This window comes from Paenibacillus sp. FSL R5-0345, from assembly GCF_000758585.1.
Lineage (GTDB): Bacteria > Bacillota > Bacilli > Paenibacillales > Paenibacillaceae > Paenibacillus_AQ.
Genome location: NZ_CP009281.1, coordinates 3,152,856 through 3,170,228, shown reverse-complemented (window position 1 = coordinate 3,170,228; position 17,373 = coordinate 3,152,856). Strand labels below are relative to the sequence as shown.

Below are 17,373 nucleotides of genomic sequence, written 5' to 3'. Positions count from 1 at the left end.
ACTATTCATTTATTTCTTAAGTCTCCTCGTCACTTTTATATTCTAAAATATCGCCAGGCTGACAATCTAAAGCTTTGCAGATCGCCTCTAATGTTGATAATCGAACCGCTTTCGCCTTTCCATTTTTCAATATAGACAGGTTAGCCATTGTTATTCCAACCCGCTCCGAAAGCTCGGTCACGCTCATTTTTCTTTTAGCCAGCATCACGTCAATATTAATAATAATCGCCATTGTTTTCTCCTCAGACTGTTAAGTCATTTTCTGATTTTATATCAATAGCTTCCTTCAAAAGCTTTTGGAGCACCGCAGCAAACACTGCAATCACCATGGAAGCAAAAATCACAACCACCCCAATGACAATGAACCCCGGGGCATCATCTCTCTCCGCGACGAGATAGAAAAGTGGCAATCCCACAACATAAATTCCACTGATTGCAATTGCACAGTTCCTGATATTTTTTAATACCTTTACAGATAATTCTGAGAAAGCGTTGTTGTTGTCAATATACCCTAACAGTTTGATCGCTTGATACAATGCAAAGTAAAAAGGTATCGCCGATGCATATAAATCAATGTACAAGAGATATTTAATATAGGTTTGATCAGGGTATAATTCTGCTGCATAATTCGAAATCGCAGGCACGAAAATTATACACAACGCAAGAACTGGAAGTCCAATAAGAACAACTGCTATCTTTAAAAAAAGCGTTGATCCAAGTTTCATAAAACACACCTCACAAAGTTATTTTCAAAATTGAATCTAACATATAGTTTATCGTTTTACAATATATTTTAATCGAAAAATAGTGTTTAATGACTGTTATAAATTTCACGACTAAAAGGCCGAGCTGATTGACTATTAAAAGTCATTAGCCCGGCCTTTGTCACCTTTTCATATCTCTTTATGTCTCTTTATATTTAATTTTTTATTCTAAAAACAATGCTAGAACTGACCGAGATCGATAAAATTCAAATCCATGTTAGCTTCATCTTCAGCCTGATTTGCGGCCTCTGTTGATATTACTTTTCCTTCGTACTCAAGGTTACCGCTTGTCAAATTGAATACATATAGACGATTACCTTTGAAATTCTTATAACCCATAATATAGAGATGGTCTTGTTTAAAAGCATAGGTAATGTTTTCACTTAAATCTATAGTTGTATTCTTCAGAATAGTCTCATATTCTTTACTCACGAGATCGTAAGAAATAACAGTGAATCCTATATTTTCCTTACTCGATACAGCCTTTTGCAGGAAATAAATTTTCTGTCCATAGGCATACATAATATTATTCAATAACATTTCATGCCCTTGGAATGTGAGTGGAGAGATTTGACCTGTCTTAACATCCACTTGATATGCCTTTCTATGATTATCTCTACTAATCCTTAAAATCCATTGCTCAGTGTGCTCCAGATTTTGATTGGCTAGCCATGCATATTGAGTATCCCCGTCTACTGCTACAGATTTACCGCCTGGTAACGCGAGCGGCTCATTCTTAATCTCTTTTGTGGCTAGATTGACACGGAGGATCTGCGGTTCAGAAACATAACCTTTGGCACTGTGATTCATAAACACCATAGCAACAAGCTGCTGATCAATAAGCTGTACATTTTGTACATACATATCTGAAATATCTTGATCTACATTGATATCGGATGTGATTTCAAGCGTATTGTTCTTCTGCTTGTTGAGTACAGAAATACTAAGCTTTGCATATTTCTTCGCTGATGAATCATTTGATCGCTTCGTATCTACTGTCGCTTTAACATAAGCAAGCATTTCCTCATTCTCATAGAAACCAGATGTGTTTGTCTTACCGCGCATGAACTGACGATGCTCTTCTATCCACTGATCCAATTGCGTTTTCATCGGTCTTCGATTTAAGCTTTGGCTAATCGCCGACTTTTCATCTGGATAATCTGTACCATTTGTCGTGATATAAGCTCGTTTGATGCCAAAAGTACTATCCTTAATCACGTAGTTTCCGTATACCGCTATACCTTCAACGAGGGAAGCATCCCCTTTAACCGTCGTCAGCTTATAATTAGGTGGTGTCTCTTGTGAAGCTTGTACATAATACGTCCCAATTGTAACAACCGCAAACACTAAAAGAACGGCGGTAACCATATATTTTCTCATTCCTTAACCTCCATACCCCTTCAATTATACCGATATTTTCTTACGCAATAGATACAAGCTGTACCAAAGCGAACCTCCAACAATGATCACTATTAATCCGAGACAAGCGCCTATGATTTCACCTGGATAGAAATAGCTATCGTAACTGCTATAACCCATAAGAAATGGTATTGAGGCTAGTCCAGCCAGAACCGCTAAATATAGTACGATAAAGCCAATCCCTTTCAGTCTGTAGCTCCGCTCGATTAGAATCACTGTGAACAAGACGATCAAGCCAATAATGCCCAGTCCATAGTATAGTACAAACTCAGAAAAGTAGGGCGGAACCAAAACTTTAAGCACAGTAGGATACTTCAAAAAATCAAATACCGAGATGTTCCGATATAATTCAGCAGGGAGAATCGACTGTGCTATCAAACGCTCCAGTGGAACAAGGATAATTTGCAGGGCGACAAGTCCAAATGCGAATAGCAAGATCGTAACCAGCTTGGCAAAATACAAATTCGCCCGATTGGAGGGCAACGTGAGCAGGCGATATACTACCGTATTTTTACCTCTCCAGTCGCGGTACCAAATGAAGCAGCTATATATCAGCAACACTGTGATGCTCAAAAATATGGGTCCGAAATATAGAAGTCCATTATAGCGAGCATACATCATACTGTTTAGCTGAATATTTCCAGTCACATTGTGATATTGCTCAAGGGTCCATTGATTCACTCTCATTGCCTCATTCGCAGAATCCAGCCAATGAATAGCACCGAGGGTGACTGCTACAAGTTGCAAGGCGACTGTCAGCAACATGAGTCCAATATATATTTTGGCAAATCGGTTCATTTCAAAATTCAATAGCTTTACAAAAGCTCTCATTTTATGTACACCTCTCTCATTACGTCCGTAATGGACTTACCTTCTTGCTCGCGAACTTCTTCACAGTAGAATTCACGTTCTACCTTCCCGTGCTGTAGCAAGACCGCTTTATCAATTAAATGCTCAATATCGTTAATTTCATGAGTTGTAATAATCACACCACGATCCTCGATCAATTCACTCGTGAACACATCAGTAATTTGCTCGCGGCTGAACATATCAATCCCCGAGAACGGTTCGTCCATTAGGATGTAATCACAATCCAAGGCAAGTCCGAGCAACAAATTTAACTTCGCAGCCATCCCCTTTGACAATGAGGATACGCGATCCGAAGAGCTCAGTTGGAAGAACTTAAGCAATTCCTCTGCACGTTCAGCGTTCCAATTCCGATAAAAGTCAGCCATAAAGCTGAAGCAATCAGCAATTCGCATATTGGAGGGCATCGTTAACGAATCTGGAATAAAAGTCATTTTCTCATACATCGCAGGTGTTAGTGATGCATTATCGATTAAGACTTCACCTTTGTATGGTGTCAGTCCCATGATGGACTTCAGCACCGTTGACTTTCCGGCACCATTGATTCCGATCAGGCAGGTGATCTCTCCCTTGGCAGCAGTAAAGCTAACGCCATTTAGTACCTTCTTGAATCCATAATTCTTCACCATCTGATTCACTTGGATCATCTTGTGTCACCACCCTCTGGAGATCGCTCTATTGTATATTTTGTCTTTATGATGTCTACCAGTTCTTCAACTGGAATTTGAATATTTCGAATGGAACCGATGAATATATCCACTGCACTTTCGATTAATTCAGCACGAATCGAGCTTAGTATTTGCTGATCCTGTGTAATTCTACTTGGGGAATTCCCTTCTGTTACGATCAAACCCTGTTCCTCCATTTCCTTATATGCCTTCTGTGCCGTGTTCGCATTAATCTTCATTACTGATGCCAGTTCACGCCGTGAAGGAATCTTGTCTCCTGCTCCGATTTGCCCTGTAGCAATCTGTTCTTTAAAGTAACGGACAACTTGAATATATACCGGTTCACGAATATTAAAGCTGACACCTGATTTTTGTTCTTCTGTCATACAACCAACTCCATATACTAAGTGTGTGTACTAAGTGGTTCATACATCTTACTTATGTACTATATGTGTAATACACTTTTGTGTCAATAGTTCGGATTTGAGGTTAGACTTGGCATACACACGCAAGGGCAATGGGTTTATTTACAGTGAAAAAAGGCGAATTCTTACTCGAAATGGAGTGAGAATTCGCCTTTATCTATTTGGTTGCGTTACTCGGCAACCTTTTTATCGAGCTCATGCTTCTAATTTTAAAAAACGATAGTTATTTCTTATGTAGTTAAATCCTGAATAGATAGTTATGACCAGTGAAATATAGATTAGGATTTGATTGATAGGTATATTCGTAATCACTTCCCTCGCTACAATAACTAAAGCAACCCATGCGTATAACATCTGCTGACTTACCAGTAGAATCAACGCAGCAGAAATGGGCAACTTATCCGCTAATGGATCAAGTAACTTTCCAAGGTTCGTAACCTGATTATACTTCCTTGCAATATACCCATCTAGTTTGTCGGTGGCTTTTCCCTCCTACATTCATTTTCAAGAATATAACCTTCATTGGAATTTTTTATAATGATATCAAAGTTTCGATGAAAAGGATGCATAAATAACTCATATTGAATTCTACGGTCTTCATGTGATTTCCTTAAATATTTGATGTCTGTTCCTCTTTCAGAGACATCACGTGTACTCCTTCTCATCAATTCAGTGTCTCCATCCGTATATAAGTAAACCTTCAGATCAAACAAATTCGGGTCTGCAAAAGCAACGCTCATGCCCTCTACAATATTCACTCTGTTTTGTGAAGTTATCATTGTACTCTTTAAATAATTGGTGTCTATTGTATAAAAATCTAAACCATCTCGCATCATTCGGATGTCTCTCTCTAGAGCAGATATATTATGAGCAGAAGGATGACAAGCTGTCATTTTATTACGATGACGTTCATTGCTATATTCATAATCGATTACAGTGTACTTTCTAAGATGTGAGCCGATAATATAGGGATCAGTATTCATATAATTCACCTTCTCATGACCCAGACGCTTTAAAAGATTATAGGCAAATGTTGTCTTTCCAGATGCACCATGACCCGAAATCCCAATAGTAACTCTTTTTTCCTCACTGCTTATCAAATTGGCTATTTCATTTAATATTTTATCCATAGTTTCCTCCATCTTGTCGTTATATGTATGCTCCTTTATTCTAGAGACTTGTTATACCAAAAATAATCTTAAACGCGTTATAACTTTTCTTACTTATTTTAAAACCTTGTTTTAAGTCTAGGACTACTACAGTTTTACCAATCCAAATCCTGAAATATAGAGAATGGAACCTTACCGGTTTCACAATTCCTTTTTCTTCAAATTCATTTCCATCCTCTAACTCCGTTTCGGTTCTAATAAACCATCTATTGCCTAGACCAAATTCAATATATTTCATATATCTAGCACACTTTCCTCCCAAGAGATTAGATGAGCCCATTCGTATTATCATACTAATTAGGATTAATCTGGTAAAGAACAATTATTGTTAAACTGCCTTAACTGATAAAAGAACAGGCTGCCGAATAATTGCGGCAGCCTGTTCTGATTGTGTTATGAAATTATTTCCCTTAGATAAAACTCATATAATTGATCAATCGATGAACTTGAAAAGATAGACGTAGCTTGTTCTATTTTCTCACGTTTCCAATCAAACCAACGCATTTCCTTTAACTTTTCGATTTCACGATCTGTAAATCTTTTTCTAATCTCTTTAGCAGGATTGCCACCTACTATTGTATATGGTGGAACGTCTTTTACAACAACCGAGCCTGCCGCAACAATAGCACCTTCACCTATTTTCACACCTGGCATAATCATTGCATTCATCCCAATCCAAGCATCACTTTCTATGATCGTATCCCCTTTGGGTTCGTAAGAGGTTTCAATCTGGTCCACAAAAGGATACACGGTAATCCATTCAGGATGATGATTGTGATTACCACCCATTAAAATAATTACACCACTTGCAATACAAACATAATTTCCTATAATCAATTTATCTAAATGCCACCCAAAATCTTCGATCGGGTTAAATAACTTTCTTGACGTTTCGTCTCCCCAAAGATATCTGACGCACCCGTCTTCAAAATGATGATTATCGTAATACCCAGAGTAGTACGAGTAATCCCCTACCTCAATCATTGGGTTGGTGACAATATCCTTTAAATACTTCGTTTCTGACCAGTGGTTAAACAACTGTTGTTTCATTCTTTTCCCTCGCTTCTAAGTAATTTATAGCATTTATACTTAGAAGCTTGATACAGTAGCGACATTCTTAAACCGTTTCAAACGACGAACCATCGTCCTCATCCTTTTCCTAATTGATGGGGCCATTGTAACAAACGATTGATTTGTTCGTCAAATCAACCTTACGGTTTCCATCTACCATATTGATAATCTTGTTCTGAAGTCATTCTCATTCGTAATGTACTGAACATCTTCATATCCATTTGAAATCGCGTTATGGTACAGTGCTTCAAGCTTCCCTTGGTCTTTACAATAAACTGTAGCATATTCACAATCGACGACTAAAAGTACAAGCTGGCAATCACTATTTAAGAACTCCTCATAGGTCTGAACATCAATTACATCCTTCTCTCGTAGAAAAGCCTTGAAATTCGCAAAAATGATATAGTATTCGTTATTCTCCAACAGTTCTTTCAGGACTCTGCCGTCCATACCATATATGTCTTCATGGAACATGAGCTCCCCTAATGTATCGTTTTGGATAAAATAAGACTCCTCGCCACCTATATACCAATTGAATGATTCGATATTAAATGGCTTTAATAGATCTCCAAGTATTTTCCCGTATTCATTAGGAATCTTAAAAATGATGCCTCGTTTCATGTGCACTCCCCCTTCTTTTTTTCGAATTCCCTAAACAAAAAACCTATGAATGAAATCCATAGGCTTTCTTGAAGAAAATATCTGTCAATTATCATACTTTCGAGCGATTGATCATTGCTTAACTATGCACTCGCTCTTTTCCACCTAGCCCCAATGTAGTTGCCGTTAATGTGTGCACTTCTTGCAAAAGCTCTGGATTTTCCAGTAGTGATAAGCCATAAGAAGGAATCATTTCTTTAATTTTCGGTTCCCACTCTTTTATATGTTGAGGGAAACATTTATTAAGTACTTCAAGCATCACGTGAACAGCCGTAGAAGCACCTGGAGAAGCTCCTAGTAATGCTGCAATCGAACCGTCTTCTGCGCTAATTACCTCTGTACCAAACTGAAGGATTCCTTTGCCGTCATCTGTATCTTTGATAACCTGCACGCGTTGGCCTGCTACGACTAAATCCCAATCTTCGATTTTAGCATTCGGAATAAACTCTCGTAATTCTTCCATACGCTTTTCTTTCGATAACAACACTTGCTCGATCAGGTATTTGGTCAAGGACATGTTCTTTGCACCTGCCGACAGCATTGTTAGGAGATTATCCGGTTTTACGGAAGTTATCAAATCAAACATTGAACCGGTTTTTAGAAATTTTGGTGAAAAGCCGGCAAACGGTCCAAAAAGCAATGATTTTTTGTTGTCTATAAATCTGGTGTCCAGATGCGGAACAGACATCGGAGGCGCTCCAACCTTAGCTTTTCCGTAAACTTTTGCATGATGCTGCTCGATAACTTCTGGTTTATTACACACCATAAATATTCCGCTAATCGGGAATCCTCCAATATGTCTCCCTTCAGGAATTCCGGACTTTTGCAGGATATGCAGGCTTCCTCCGCCACCACCGACAAAGACAAATTTTGCAGTATGGTGTTCGATGGTTCCGCTGTCGTTTTTCACTTTCAAATCCCACGAGCCATCGCTAGTACGTGTAATTCCATCCACACTATGTTTATAATGAAGGTCAACATTCTTACTCTTTAAATGGTCAAATAAAATGCGCGTTAAAGCACCAAAGTTAACATCCGTGCCAGTGTCAATTTTTGTTGCTGCTATAGGTTCATTCGATGGACGGTCTTTAATAATAAGTGGTATCCATTCCATTAATTTACTGTAATCATCAGAGAATTCCATTCCCTGAAACAAAGGATTTTTTGATAGCGCTTCAAATCTTCTCTTCAAAAAAGCAACATTTTTCTCACCTAATACCAAACTCATATGGGGCAATGGCATGATAAAGTCCTGCGGATTATGTATCAGCTTACGATTTACCAAATAAGACCAAAATTGCAATGAAAGCCGAAACTGTTCATTAATTTGGATAGCTTTACTTATATCTACGGTTCCATCGGATTTTTCGACAGTGTAGTTAAGCTCGCAGAGCGCCGCATGTCCAGTTCCTGCATTATTCCATTCATTCGAGCTTTCCTCACCTGCATTTTCGAGCTTTTCAAACACTTTAATCTTCCAATCCGGCACTAATTCTTTTAAAAGTGTTCCTAAAGTCGCACTCATGATTCCAGCACCAATTAAAATGACGTCTGTTTCAGTTGCACTTTTGCCCATTATTACCATCCTTATCCCCTGAATTTTGCAGAAAGGATGTGGGCGCTCCTTCTTAGGCGTCACACCTTTTCTGTCTCAATTATACCCTTATCCGAGTGTATTACAATTATTTATAAATTTAATATCTACTATTATATGAAAAAAATAAATTATTTAAAAGCTTGCAAAAAAGAGAGAAATAAGTCCTCCAGGTTAAGGAACTTAAGCTACAGCCATAAACCCGCTTCTTGCAAGGATTAATAACAGTTAAGCATTATAAATAAAATAAATGAACATACTGCCCGCAGCAGCAAGATCAACAATTGCCCATAAGAAGCTTTTTCGAATTAGCATGAGTAAAGCAGCGATCACACTAACAAAACAAGCAATGAGCATAATAAAAAAGGTGGTGAATAATCCTCCAGAAAGAAACATCAGTACGTATAATATGACAAAGATAAAAACAATGGTCTGCACAATGGAAATTAGTTTGGTGTTCGTTCTAATGTTCTGTAGTATTTTCTCCATATTGTATGCACCCTCCAGATATCTTGCTGTTAATAACCTATACTTACTTTAGATTATTCCACTAAGGAGAATTAATCAAATCTATCTTCCTCTGCAAGTCGTAGTCTTCTTAGTGTTTAACCAAATGTGGGAAGTCCCTAAACACGAAAAAGCTGTCTCATTTGTAGATAAATCTACTTTTGGAACAGCTTTACTATATTGATGATTATTTATTCCTCTGCGATGAGCTGTAAATAGCCTTCACAAGCTCCAGTGCCTTTATCCCTTCAGAACCATCAAGCCAAAACTTTCGTCCACTAAAAATATGGTCATAGAAGTCCTCAATCAGTCTTTTATGCCCAGTCCCCCAATACGACTTTCCTTCGGTAGGACTGAAAATAGGCTGACAAACCAAGCTTTCCTTCCCATCTTTCCAAAGATACAAGTAGTCTCTACGAAGGGTAAGCGTTCCCTCTTCAAAGACTAGCTCCAACTCCACCGGAGAGTTCTCAAGATAGGTATTCGTACCATAAAATAACCCGCGAACATTAGTGGCGAAGTCGATGCAAGCATGTGCGGTATCTTCTACTTCAATGACATCATCCAGCACATCCGTGGTAATACTGCCTTTCACAGAGGTTATCTCCCCTCCAAACCACTGGAGTAAGTCCAAGGTATGAATGGTCTGATTAATTAGAACCCCTCCGCCTTCCGTGGACCATCTTCCTCTCCAGTTACTATCTCTGTAATAACTTTCGTTTCGGTGCCAGGTTACGATCCCCTTCATACAAAGCAGTTTTCCTAAAGCGCCAGAATCAATCGTCTTCTTAATATAGATCGATGCATCATTATAACGGTTCTGGAACACCACACCAAGCTGGCCTGAACTCTTTTCCGCTGCATCCAACATAAGCTTGGCTGAAGGAAGATCAACTGCGATTGGTTTTTCAGTTAATACATGCTTCCCTGCATGCAATAGCTCTACAGCCATTTCAGCATGAAGATAATGAGGTGTACAGAGATGTACAACGTCAATACGATTATCATTGAGTATTTCCCTATAATCATCAGTGACATGGCAGGCGTATTCTATTCCCGCTTGTTTAGCTTTATCAGCATCAATATCTACAACAGTAAGGAGATTTACATCTGTTATAGCTGATATTGCTTTAGCATGGAGAGGATAAATCGCCCCGCAGCCAATAATCGCTGCTCCAAGTGTAGTCATCTATTCCACCCTCCTATAATCGTTCCATTCGCTATTTTAGTTGATCAGGGGTTAGATTCATCGCTTGAGCTTGAGCCATCAGACATAGTTCAGCAGCCTTAAAGACATGTGCCTGTGTCATCGCCTGCTCCGTCCGGTTCAGACAATCGAGGATAAGCTCACCAAAGAACGGAAAACCAACTTTTCCAGCCACATGTTCATAATGCTCCCCTTCTCCGTTCACCCAGTACACATGATCTGTTGTATTAGAACGCCCGACATCAGTATATTTTCGCAATTCAATATAGCCTTCAGTCCCCATGATCATTGTACGTCCATCTCCCCAGGTTCCGAGCCCATCAGGTGTAAACCAATCTACTCGAAAATACTGGGTTGCGCCATTGTCCCCGACAAGCGTCGCATCACCAAAGTCCTCCAATTCAGGGTAAGATGGATGATTATAATTAGCTACCTTACTGTGAACAATTGAAGCATCCTGACAATCTGCATAATACAAAAATTGTTCGATTTGATGGCTGCCAATATCACTTAGGATTCCGCCATATTTATCCCGCTCAAAGAACCATTCCGGTCGACTAGAAGCATTTAAACGATGCGGTCCTAATCCAATGACTTGAAGAACACGACCAATCGCCCCCTGACGGATCAACTGTCCCGCATAGATTGCGCTTTCAACATGAAGACGCTCACTATAGTAAACCATATACTTCTGATTGGTTGCTGCGACCATAGCTCTAGCATCATCCAGTTGTTCAAGTGTTGTAAAAGGGGTCTTATCCGTAAAATAATCCTTCCCATGAGCCATAACCTTATTTCCTAAAGGTCCTCTCTCTGAAGGAACAGCTGCCGCTGCAATTAAGCGAACCTCTGGATCCTCCAATATTTCATCCATAGAATCAGCAGCCCTAGCTCCAGGATATTTGGCTATGAAAGCTCTAACTTTCTCAACATCCGGATCATATACCCATTTCAACTCTGCCCCTGCCTCAACGAGCCCGTTACACATTCCGTAAATATGACCGTGATCTAGTGCAATCGCAGCGAAGATGAATTCACCTGGCTTTACTATTGGTTTAGCTTCATACGTGGGGGCATAGTTCATTCCATCTTTTCTATTCATCAGAATCCTCCTAATGGCTTCTAAGTGATACTATAAAAGATTAAGCAGATAGCGCAGACTAATCTCCAGACTCTCAAAAGGATCACGACGGCAAACATCTTGCTCCACTACATACCATTCAACACCTGTTCCACGGCAAGCTGTAATAATCTCACCGTAGTTCATATTTCCTTCACCGATCTCAGCAAAGACTTGCTGTCTGTCTATAATCTCCATATCCTTTAAATGCACGACCTGCATTCTGCCTTCAACTTTACGTATCCATTCCACTGGACTTGCCCCGCCTGCCTGAACCCAATATAGATCAAGAATGAAACCAACTGCAGGGTCCGTCTCATTGAGCAATACTTCCATTCCAGTAATACCGTCAAAACGTTCAAATTCAAAATCATGATTATGATAAACAAATTGCAGACCGTATTGTTCTTTGAGTGTTAACGCAATTTCAGATATCAATTTTGCGAATTTTCGGTAGCTTTCAATTCCAGTACGAAATTCTTCCGGTAAACTTCCAAGTCCAATGTATTTGCAATTCCACAGCTTATGCTCTGCGGCAAGAGCGTCCAGATCATTCACTAACCGCTCCCATGACACATGAGTCGCACATATGGCCAGCCCTGCTTCATCAGCATATTTTTTGACTAGTTTCGGATCAATCGGTCCGATGGATGAAATCTGAATACTCTCATAACCCATTGCTGATACCTTTTGAAAAGTTGTTCTTAAATCCTCCGCCGTTTGAGTAAAATCACGCAATGTGTACATTTGTGCCGCAATCGTTGAACGTTTCATAGGCTTTAACCTCTCTCCTTCGATTTAATGAGTTCCTTTAACATTCAATGTTTTAGATTCTGAGGTTTCCTTTTGGAAAGTCGAATTTTTTACTTTTTCCATTAGTTTCTCATAGAATAAATCTGAATCTATCGGAAGCTCCACCCAATTGTCCGTCCAAGCCGATAAATACATAGCATTCGAAAGCGTTAGCCCTTTAATCCCTTCCTCTCCAGGAGCAAGTAATACCTCATCATGTAAAATGGCATTCGTAAAGTTCCGTAGAATCCCTTTATGTTGCTCCCCTCCGCCATTTTCTACAGGAATCTCACATTTCCAACACTCTGGACTACCGAATCCTCCTGTGAATTCTGCGTTGAACTGAGGCTCAGGTGTACGTAAACGCCAAAAGGTCAGCTTCCCGTCTTCCACTACGATTTTCCCATTATCGCCATTGATTTCAAAACGATTGGTCCCCGGTGCCTCTCCAGTTGTAGTAATAAACAAACCCGTAGCTCCATTCTCATATTCCACATAAGCGGTTACATCATCTTCAACCTCAATGTTGCGATATTTTCCAAAGTGGCAAAATGCTCTTATCCGCTTCGGCATCATGCCTGTTGTCCACTGCCATAAATCTAACTGATGAGGATCTTGATTAAGCAATACCCCACCACCTTCACCCGCCCATGTCGCCCGCCAGCCACCAGAATTATAGTAGTTCTGCGATCTATACCAGTCGGTAATAATCCAATTCGTCCGGCGGATCTCACCTAACTCACCAGACTGAATAAGATCTCTCAGCTTCTGATACAAAGGATTTGTACGCTGATTGTACATGATTCCAAATTTGCGGTCAGACTGTGCTGCAGCATCATTCATCTGTTGAACAGCTTTCGTATAAACACCTGCAGGCTTCTCCACTAGTACATGATAACCATGCTGAAAAGCTTCGATTGCAAGTGTAGGATGATCATAATGCGGAGTACAGATTAATACCGCATCCATGATACGTGACTCGAATAATTCTTTCGGAGTTGAATACTTCCTGACGTTCTCAGGTAATTGCTCTTCAGCCCATTTCAAACGTTCTTCTCTTATATCACATACGGCAGTAAGTTCAGCCCCCTTAATATCACTCAGCAGACTCTGCGCATGTGCCGTTCCCATATTTCCAATGCCAATAATTCCATAACGAACTGTACTCATCTCTGGTCACTTCCTTATTAGTGGTTATGCTTAGAGGATATACTTAATTTATGGACATGAACATGATTGAAATTAAGGTTTATTTGCATTTAAGTAAGATGTTTTAGTTAAATAGAACCGTTATAATGAGGATATACGAGCGTTAAAGGAGTTAGATGATGAACAACCCAGGTAACTTATCAGGACGTCTCCTGCAGAATCTCAAGGTTACTGTGACCCATGCCCAACTGAGTAACAGATATCCCGGATGGAACCGCACGCTGGAAACACCCGCTTTTAATCGGCTATATTATATAGACGGGGGCATGGGAAAAGTTATTATTAACGGGATTACCTATTATCCGAAACCGGGTCAGCTTATGATCATGCCTGCGGGGAGCACACAAACTACCGAAACTTCTATTGATGATCCATATATCCGTTATTACTGCCACTTTGATGCTGATATTGGGGAGTGGCCCTTATTCCATGCAGAGAAAAAATTATACATCTGCGATTCACCTAATCCAGATTCAATAAGGGCAATCTTCATAGAGATGATCGAACAATTTCAAAAGGACGACGTTCTATCTATCCTGCGCACGCAAGCGTGTTTGCTCAATCTCATAGCCACTTGTCTAGAATCGAGCGATAGTAGTGATACAGACTTTATGACTCAATTCATACACACCGGTGACCAAGGCAAGCTGGCTCATGTGCTCCATTACATCGATAAATATCTGAATAAGCCCATAGAGATTGATGACTTAGCAGAGCTTGTCCACCTCCACCCGAACTATTTCATTCCTTATTTCAAAAGATTCATGGGGGTGACTCCTATGCACTATGTTCAATTGAAACGTATGGAGCATGCCAAAAGACAGCTTTCTTACACAGATTTCAGCATTTCGGATATTGCGGAGCAAGTCGGCATGGAATTAGCTCATTTCTCTAAGTATTTTAAAAAGACAATGGGTCTTTCCCCATCCGCTTATCGTAATAGTACAAAGTAGCTTATTAGAGGTGTTCCTCTGTACAAGATGAAATATAATAAAGACTTACTTCATTTTAAGGCGGTGAATGAACATACTTATTAGAACAGCAACAATAGACGATACGCAAGAGATTGCAAGAGTATCCAGTGAACTCGGTTATCCTTTAAATATCGAGCAACTAGAAGAAAGAATTCCAGAGATAAGTAATCGTAAAGATCATGTTATTTATGTAGCAGAGTCGGATAGGCAATTAATAGGATGGATTCATGCCAGTGTGCGATTGTTAATTGAATCTCCACCCTTTGTTGAGATTGGTGGTTTAGTGGTCGATCAGCAACATCGCGGAGTAGGGACCGGTAAACAACTTGTTGAAGCCTGTGAACGCTGGGCAGCACAAATTGGAGTGAACAAATTAAGAGTTCGTACAAACCAAACTAGGGAAGATGCCGTACGTTTTTACACACGAATTGGATTCTCACAAAAGAAGGCTCAGTTCGTACTTGATAAGAAAATTTAATACATTTGGGACTTTCAGAGAGGGATTTTTATGATTGTTGATACATTACGGGTATTCGTTACTGTAGCTGAGCAAAGCCATTTCTCTAAAGCAGGAGAATTACTAAATCTTTCTCAACCCGGTGTCAGTCTACATATCCGGAATCTTGAGAATGAACTAGGCGCAAAGCTTCTGCACCGGTCTCCGAAACAAGTGAGATTAACCGAAGCAGGTGCAATTCTTTATAAACACGCCAAGCAAATATTGGCCCACTTTGAAGAAGCTCATCAGGAAATACAAATGCTACAGGATGAGGTAACTGGCAGTATACATATTGGAGCGAGCTTTACAATTGGAGAATATATATTACCCTCAAGACTTGCGGAATTTGCAAATCAGTACCCGCAAGTTAAGCTTCAAGTGACAATCGGTAATACCGAAGAAATTATTGGTGGTGTAAGATCTAATGAATTGGACATAGGCTTTATCGAAGGAGAAGCCCATGAGAATGATCTGATCGTCACACCTTACATGAAGGATGAGATGATTATCGTCTCCCCTGCCGATCACCCTTTGTCAAAAAGGGGGGCTGTCGAGCAAAGCATGCTGCAAAATCAGGTTTGGGTACTGAGAGAGCCTGGCTCTGGAACGCGTGCTTTTAGTGATCATTTCATTCAAGAAGAAGAGATATTTGTCAAAAGATCATATGTTTTCAACAGTAGTCAAGGAGTTAAAGAAGCGGTCTCCTCCGGTTTGGGAATCGCTATGCTCTCCAGATGGATTGTGCGTAAGGAATTAGCATGTGGTGAAATCTATGAACTTCCCATCAGACATCACCATCTTGAAAGACAATTTTCTATCATCCGCCATAAAGAAAGTTCCTCCTCCATGGCCACCAATGTGTTTATACAAAAACTACTAGTCTCTAGAAAAGACATGTAGTCAGGCCGCCGAGAAAGTTTCGGCAGCAAATTTATAGATTAGCAACGCCGGACAATCTCACAAAGATAGTCCGGCATTTTGTTATTTATTAGATTCATAAACCTCGCAAGTTTAGTGTTATAAAATATAACATAACTATTATATTTTACTTCAAAAGTTGATTAATAAAATTCATATAATATATAAGCAATAGATAGAAAATCGGCATAAATAGTAGATTTAAGCGTTTTATCAGCATGTAAGTAAACTTGTCGTAATAATATATTCATAGATATAATCCAATCACGAACCACCTATATGTAATATAAAATAACATATAAGTGAAAGTACATACTCAAATGGGAGGCTACATCTATGAATGGATTTCAATCAAAGCTCGCCAAAACTACTGTTGCCGCAGGACTCACTTTCACACTACTCTTCTCCGCTTCAACAATGCTTCCCGTTTCTACCACTTACGCTGCAGAGGTTACCCAAACGATTGAAGGAACAGTTAAGCTTCCAAAGGTCCAAGTCATAGCAACCGGTGGTACGATTGCCGGTAAATCTGTGGATGAGACCAGCTTTCAGAATTATAAAGCCGGGACTTTGTTAATGGAGGATATGGTCAAGGCGCTGCCTAACCTTAAAAAGTTCGCCGATGTAACTAGCTATCAATTTGGGAATGCAGGCTCTGGCTCGTATACCATGCAACAACTATATGATCTCTCCTTAAATGTAGATAAAGCACTAGAAACCCAAGACGGTATCGTTGTTACTACAGGTACAGATACGATGGAGGAAATTGCTTATTTCCTTGATCTTACTGTTCGCAGCTCCAAACCTGTCGTGGTAACTGGTTCTATGCGTCCATGGACTGTTATCGGAAGTGACGCTCAGGCTAATCTATTCAATGCTATTAAACTAGCTGCTAGTGGAAAAACGAAATATTACGGTACTGTACTCATGTTAAATGACGAGATTCATACAGCTAGAGAGGTTACCAAGACGAATGCCTATCGTACTGACACTTTTGAAAGTCCGCAACTAGGTATCCTCGGATATATCGATGAAAATAATATTAGAATATATCGTGCGAACTCCAGAGCGCTATTGACCGCTGACAAATGGGCAACACCATTCGATCTAACTAAGATTAAGAGCAGCGATATGCCGAAGGTTGAAATTGCTTATGCCTACCAAGATGCGGGTGCAGGAGCAATTAAAGGTTTCGTCCAAGACGGAGCAAAAGGTATCGTTACTTCAGGCACAGGGGCCGGTGGCGTATCCAAAGCGATGGGAGAAGCTCGTACAAAGGCTATTAAGGAAAACGGAGTGATCTTCGTAGCTACCACTCGTACGGGTTCCGGTTCTAACTATACATCAAGTGACGGCATAATTGCCGGAGACAACCTGAACGCAGCACATGCCCGAATTCTACTAGAACTGGCACTGTCATTCAGTAGCGATTTCAACACAATTAAAGGCTGGTTTGACACATATGGCTCAGGCCAAGTTACCATAGCTGACAAATAAGGACAGTCTATTA

General features: G+C 39.9%; 21 protein-coding genes. 4 read left to right on the top strand and 17 right to left on the bottom strand.

The genetic code is table 11. The annotated features are described in order from the left end of the window. Positions 1–16: 16 nt before the first annotated feature. The 17 genes from R50345_RS13940 to R50345_RS13865 form a co-directional block, all read right to left on the bottom strand. Positions 17–232, bottom strand: coding sequence for a helix-turn-helix domain-containing protein (locus R50345_RS13940; protein ID WP_042127458.1), 216 nt, complete (start codon positions 230–232; stop codon positions 17–19). A 10-nt stretch (positions 233–242) separates the two neighbouring features. Further along, entirely contained in the window at positions 243–725 is a 483-nt protein-coding gene (locus tag R50345_RS13935) for a DUF2975 domain-containing protein (RefSeq protein WP_042127455.1), read from the bottom strand. A 219-nt stretch (positions 726–944) separates the two neighbouring features. Further along, entirely contained in the window at positions 945–2,144 is a 1,200-nt protein-coding gene (locus R50345_RS13930) for a hypothetical protein (protein ID WP_042127452.1), read from the bottom strand. A 24-nt stretch (positions 2,145–2,168) separates the two neighbouring features. Continuing rightward, a complete protein-coding gene (locus tag R50345_RS13925) occupies positions 2,169–3,014 on the bottom strand; it encodes a hypothetical protein (RefSeq protein ID WP_042127449.1) in 846 nt (281 codons plus the stop codon). Beyond that, positions 3,011–3,697: an ATP-binding cassette domain-containing protein gene (locus tag R50345_RS13920; RefSeq protein WP_042127447.1), complete on the bottom strand. Its 687-nt coding sequence runs from the start codon at positions 3,695–3,697 to the stop codon at positions 3,011–3,013. Before R50345_RS13920 ends, R50345_RS13925 begins: the two co-directional genes overlap by 4 nt. Beyond that, the gene (locus R50345_RS13915) at positions 3,694–4,104 is read right to left on the bottom strand and encodes a GntR family transcriptional regulator (RefSeq protein WP_042127445.1); all 411 of its coding nucleotides are present in this window, start codon (positions 4,102–4,104) and stop codon (positions 3,694–3,696) included. Before R50345_RS13915 ends, R50345_RS13920 begins: the two co-directional genes overlap by 4 nt. A 234-nt stretch (positions 4,105–4,338) precedes the next feature. Then, positions 4,339–4,602, bottom strand: coding sequence for a CDP-alcohol phosphatidyltransferase family protein (locus tag R50345_RS30805; protein ID WP_081954080.1), 264 nt, complete (start codon positions 4,600–4,602; stop codon positions 4,339–4,341). 8 nt (positions 4,603–4,610) lie between these two features. Further along, entirely contained in the window at positions 4,611–5,273 is a 663-nt protein-coding gene (locus R50345_RS13910) for a uridine kinase family protein (protein WP_042127443.1), read from the bottom strand. Between the two features lie 40 nt (positions 5,274–5,313). Continuing rightward, a complete protein-coding gene (locus tag R50345_RS13905; RefSeq protein ID WP_042127441.1) occupies positions 5,314–5,550 on the bottom strand; it encodes a DUF3977 family protein in 237 nt (78 codons plus the stop codon). A 155-nt stretch (positions 5,551–5,705) separates the two neighbouring features. Next, positions 5,706–6,362 carry a CatB-related O-acetyltransferase gene (locus R50345_RS13900; protein ID WP_042127439.1) on the bottom strand — a complete coding sequence of 219 codons (657 nt, stop codon included), beginning with the start codon at positions 6,360–6,362 and terminating at the stop codon, positions 5,706–5,708. A 174-nt stretch (positions 6,363–6,536) separates the two neighbouring features. After that, the gene (locus R50345_RS13895) at positions 6,537–7,004 is read right to left on the bottom strand and encodes a DUF2691 family protein (protein ID WP_042127437.1); all 468 of its coding nucleotides are present in this window, start codon (positions 7,002–7,004) and stop codon (positions 6,537–6,539) included. 118 nt (positions 7,005–7,122) lie between these two features. Beyond that, positions 7,123–8,619, bottom strand: coding sequence for a malate:quinone oxidoreductase (locus R50345_RS13890; RefSeq protein ID WP_042132162.1), 1,497 nt, complete (start codon positions 8,617–8,619; stop codon positions 7,123–7,125). Positions 8,620–8,865: 246 nt separating this feature from the next. Then, the gene (locus R50345_RS13885; protein ID WP_042127435.1) at positions 8,866–9,126 is read right to left on the bottom strand and encodes a hypothetical protein; all 261 of its coding nucleotides are present in this window, start codon (positions 9,124–9,126) and stop codon (positions 8,866–8,868) included. A 205-nt stretch (positions 9,127–9,331) separates the two neighbouring features. Next, positions 9,332–10,333: a Gfo/Idh/MocA family protein gene (locus R50345_RS13880; protein ID WP_042127434.1), complete on the bottom strand. Its 1,002-nt coding sequence runs from the start codon at positions 10,331–10,333 to the stop codon at positions 9,332–9,334. 31 nt (positions 10,334–10,364) lie between these two features. Beyond that, a complete protein-coding gene (locus tag R50345_RS13875; protein WP_042127432.1) occupies positions 10,365–11,453 on the bottom strand; it encodes a Gfo/Idh/MocA family protein in 1,089 nt (362 codons plus the stop codon). A gap of 30 nt (positions 11,454–11,483) precedes the next feature. Then, positions 11,484–12,245: a sugar phosphate isomerase/epimerase family protein gene (locus R50345_RS13870; protein WP_042127430.1), complete on the bottom strand. Its 762-nt coding sequence runs from the start codon at positions 12,243–12,245 to the stop codon at positions 11,484–11,486. Between the two features lie 24 nt (positions 12,246–12,269). Then, on the bottom strand, positions 12,270–13,433 hold the full coding sequence (locus R50345_RS13865; RefSeq protein WP_042127428.1) for a Gfo/Idh/MocA family protein: 1,164 nt from the start codon (positions 13,431–13,433) through the stop codon (positions 12,270–12,272). Between the two features lie 158 nt (positions 13,434–13,591). Between R50345_RS13865 and R50345_RS13860 the strand changes: the two genes are divergently transcribed. From R50345_RS13860 to R50345_RS13845, 4 genes are all read left to right on the top strand, one after another. Next, positions 13,592–14,425: a helix-turn-helix domain-containing protein gene (locus tag R50345_RS13860; RefSeq protein WP_042127426.1), complete on the top strand. Its 834-nt coding sequence runs from the start codon at positions 13,592–13,594 to the stop codon at positions 14,423–14,425. 67 nt (positions 14,426–14,492) lie between these two features. Continuing rightward, complete coding sequence (locus R50345_RS13855; RefSeq protein ID WP_042127424.1) at positions 14,493–14,924, top strand: GNAT family N-acetyltransferase; 432 nt, start codon at positions 14,493–14,495, stop codon at positions 14,922–14,924. 30 nt (positions 14,925–14,954) lie between these two features. Beyond that, a complete protein-coding gene (locus R50345_RS13850) occupies positions 14,955–15,845 on the top strand; it encodes a LysR family transcriptional regulator (protein ID WP_042127421.1) in 891 nt (296 codons plus the stop codon). 354 nt (positions 15,846–16,199) lie between these two features. Beyond that, complete coding sequence (locus R50345_RS13845; protein WP_042127419.1) at positions 16,200–17,360, top strand: asparaginase; 1,161 nt, start codon at positions 16,200–16,202, stop codon at positions 17,358–17,360. Positions 17,361–17,373: the final 13 nt, after the last annotated feature.

What these genes read in the sequence shown, in the direction of transcription:
- R50345_RS13890 (WP_042132162.1), bottom strand. Translation starts at nt 8,619, where the DNA reads ATGGGCAAAAGTGCAACTGAAACAGACGTCATTTTAATTGGTGCTGGA.
- R50345_RS13855 (WP_042127424.1), top strand. Translation starts at nt 14,493, where the DNA reads ATGAACATACTTATTAGAACAGCAACAATAGACGATACGCAAGAGATT.
- R50345_RS13920 (WP_042127447.1), bottom strand. Translation starts at nt 3,697, where the DNA reads ATGATCCAAGTGAATCAGATGGTGAAGAATTATGGATTCAAGAAGGTA.
- R50345_RS13930 (WP_042127452.1), bottom strand. Translation starts at nt 2,144, where the DNA reads ATGAGAAAATATATGGTTACCGCCGTTCTTTTAGTGTTTGCGGTTGTT.
- R50345_RS13860 (WP_042127426.1), top strand. Translation starts at nt 13,592, where the DNA reads ATGAACAACCCAGGTAACTTATCAGGACGTCTCCTGCAGAATCTCAAG.
- R50345_RS13915 (WP_042127445.1), bottom strand. Translation starts at nt 4,104, where the DNA reads ATGACAGAAGAACAAAAATCAGGTGTCAGCTTTAATATTCGTGAACCG.
- R50345_RS13905 (WP_042127441.1), bottom strand. Translation starts at nt 5,550, where the DNA reads ATGAAATATATTGAATTTGGTCTAGGCAATAGATGGTTTATTAGAACC.
- R50345_RS13865 (WP_042127428.1), bottom strand. Translation starts at nt 13,433, where the DNA reads ATGAGTACAGTTCGTTATGGAATTATTGGCATTGGAAATATGGGAACG.
- R50345_RS13940 (WP_042127458.1), bottom strand. Translation starts at nt 232, where the DNA reads ATGGCGATTATTATTAATATTGACGTGATGCTGGCTAAAAGAAAAATG.
- R50345_RS13850 (WP_042127421.1), top strand. Translation starts at nt 14,955, where the DNA reads ATGATTGTTGATACATTACGGGTATTCGTTACTGTAGCTGAGCAAAGC.
- R50345_RS13880 (WP_042127434.1), bottom strand. Translation starts at nt 10,333, where the DNA reads ATGACTACACTTGGAGCAGCGATTATTGGCTGCGGGGCGATTTATCCT.
- R50345_RS13935 (WP_042127455.1), bottom strand. Translation starts at nt 725, where the DNA reads ATGAAACTTGGATCAACGCTTTTTTTAAAGATAGCAGTTGTTCTTATT.
- R50345_RS13895 (WP_042127437.1), bottom strand. Translation starts at nt 7,004, where the DNA reads ATGAAACGAGGCATCATTTTTAAGATTCCTAATGAATACGGGAAAATA.
- R50345_RS13845 (WP_042127419.1), top strand. Translation starts at nt 16,200, where the DNA reads ATGAATGGATTTCAATCAAAGCTCGCCAAAACTACTGTTGCCGCAGGA.
- R50345_RS13910 (WP_042127443.1), bottom strand. Translation starts at nt 5,273, where the DNA reads ATGGATAAAATATTAAATGAAATAGCCAATTTGATAAGCAGTGAGGAA.
- R50345_RS13870 (WP_042127430.1), bottom strand. Translation starts at nt 12,245, where the DNA reads ATGAAACGTTCAACGATTGCGGCACAAATGTACACATTGCGTGATTTT.
- R50345_RS13925 (WP_042127449.1), bottom strand. Translation starts at nt 3,014, where the DNA reads ATGAGAGCTTTTGTAAAGCTATTGAATTTTGAAATGAACCGATTTGCC.
- R50345_RS13885 (WP_042127435.1), bottom strand. Translation starts at nt 9,126, where the DNA reads ATGGAGAAAATACTACAGAACATTAGAACGAACACCAAACTAATTTCC.
- R50345_RS13875 (WP_042127432.1), bottom strand. Translation starts at nt 11,453, where the DNA reads ATGAATAGAAAAGATGGAATGAACTATGCCCCCACGTATGAAGCTAAA.
- R50345_RS13900 (WP_042127439.1), bottom strand. Translation starts at nt 6,362, where the DNA reads ATGAAACAACAGTTGTTTAACCACTGGTCAGAAACGAAGTATTTAAAG.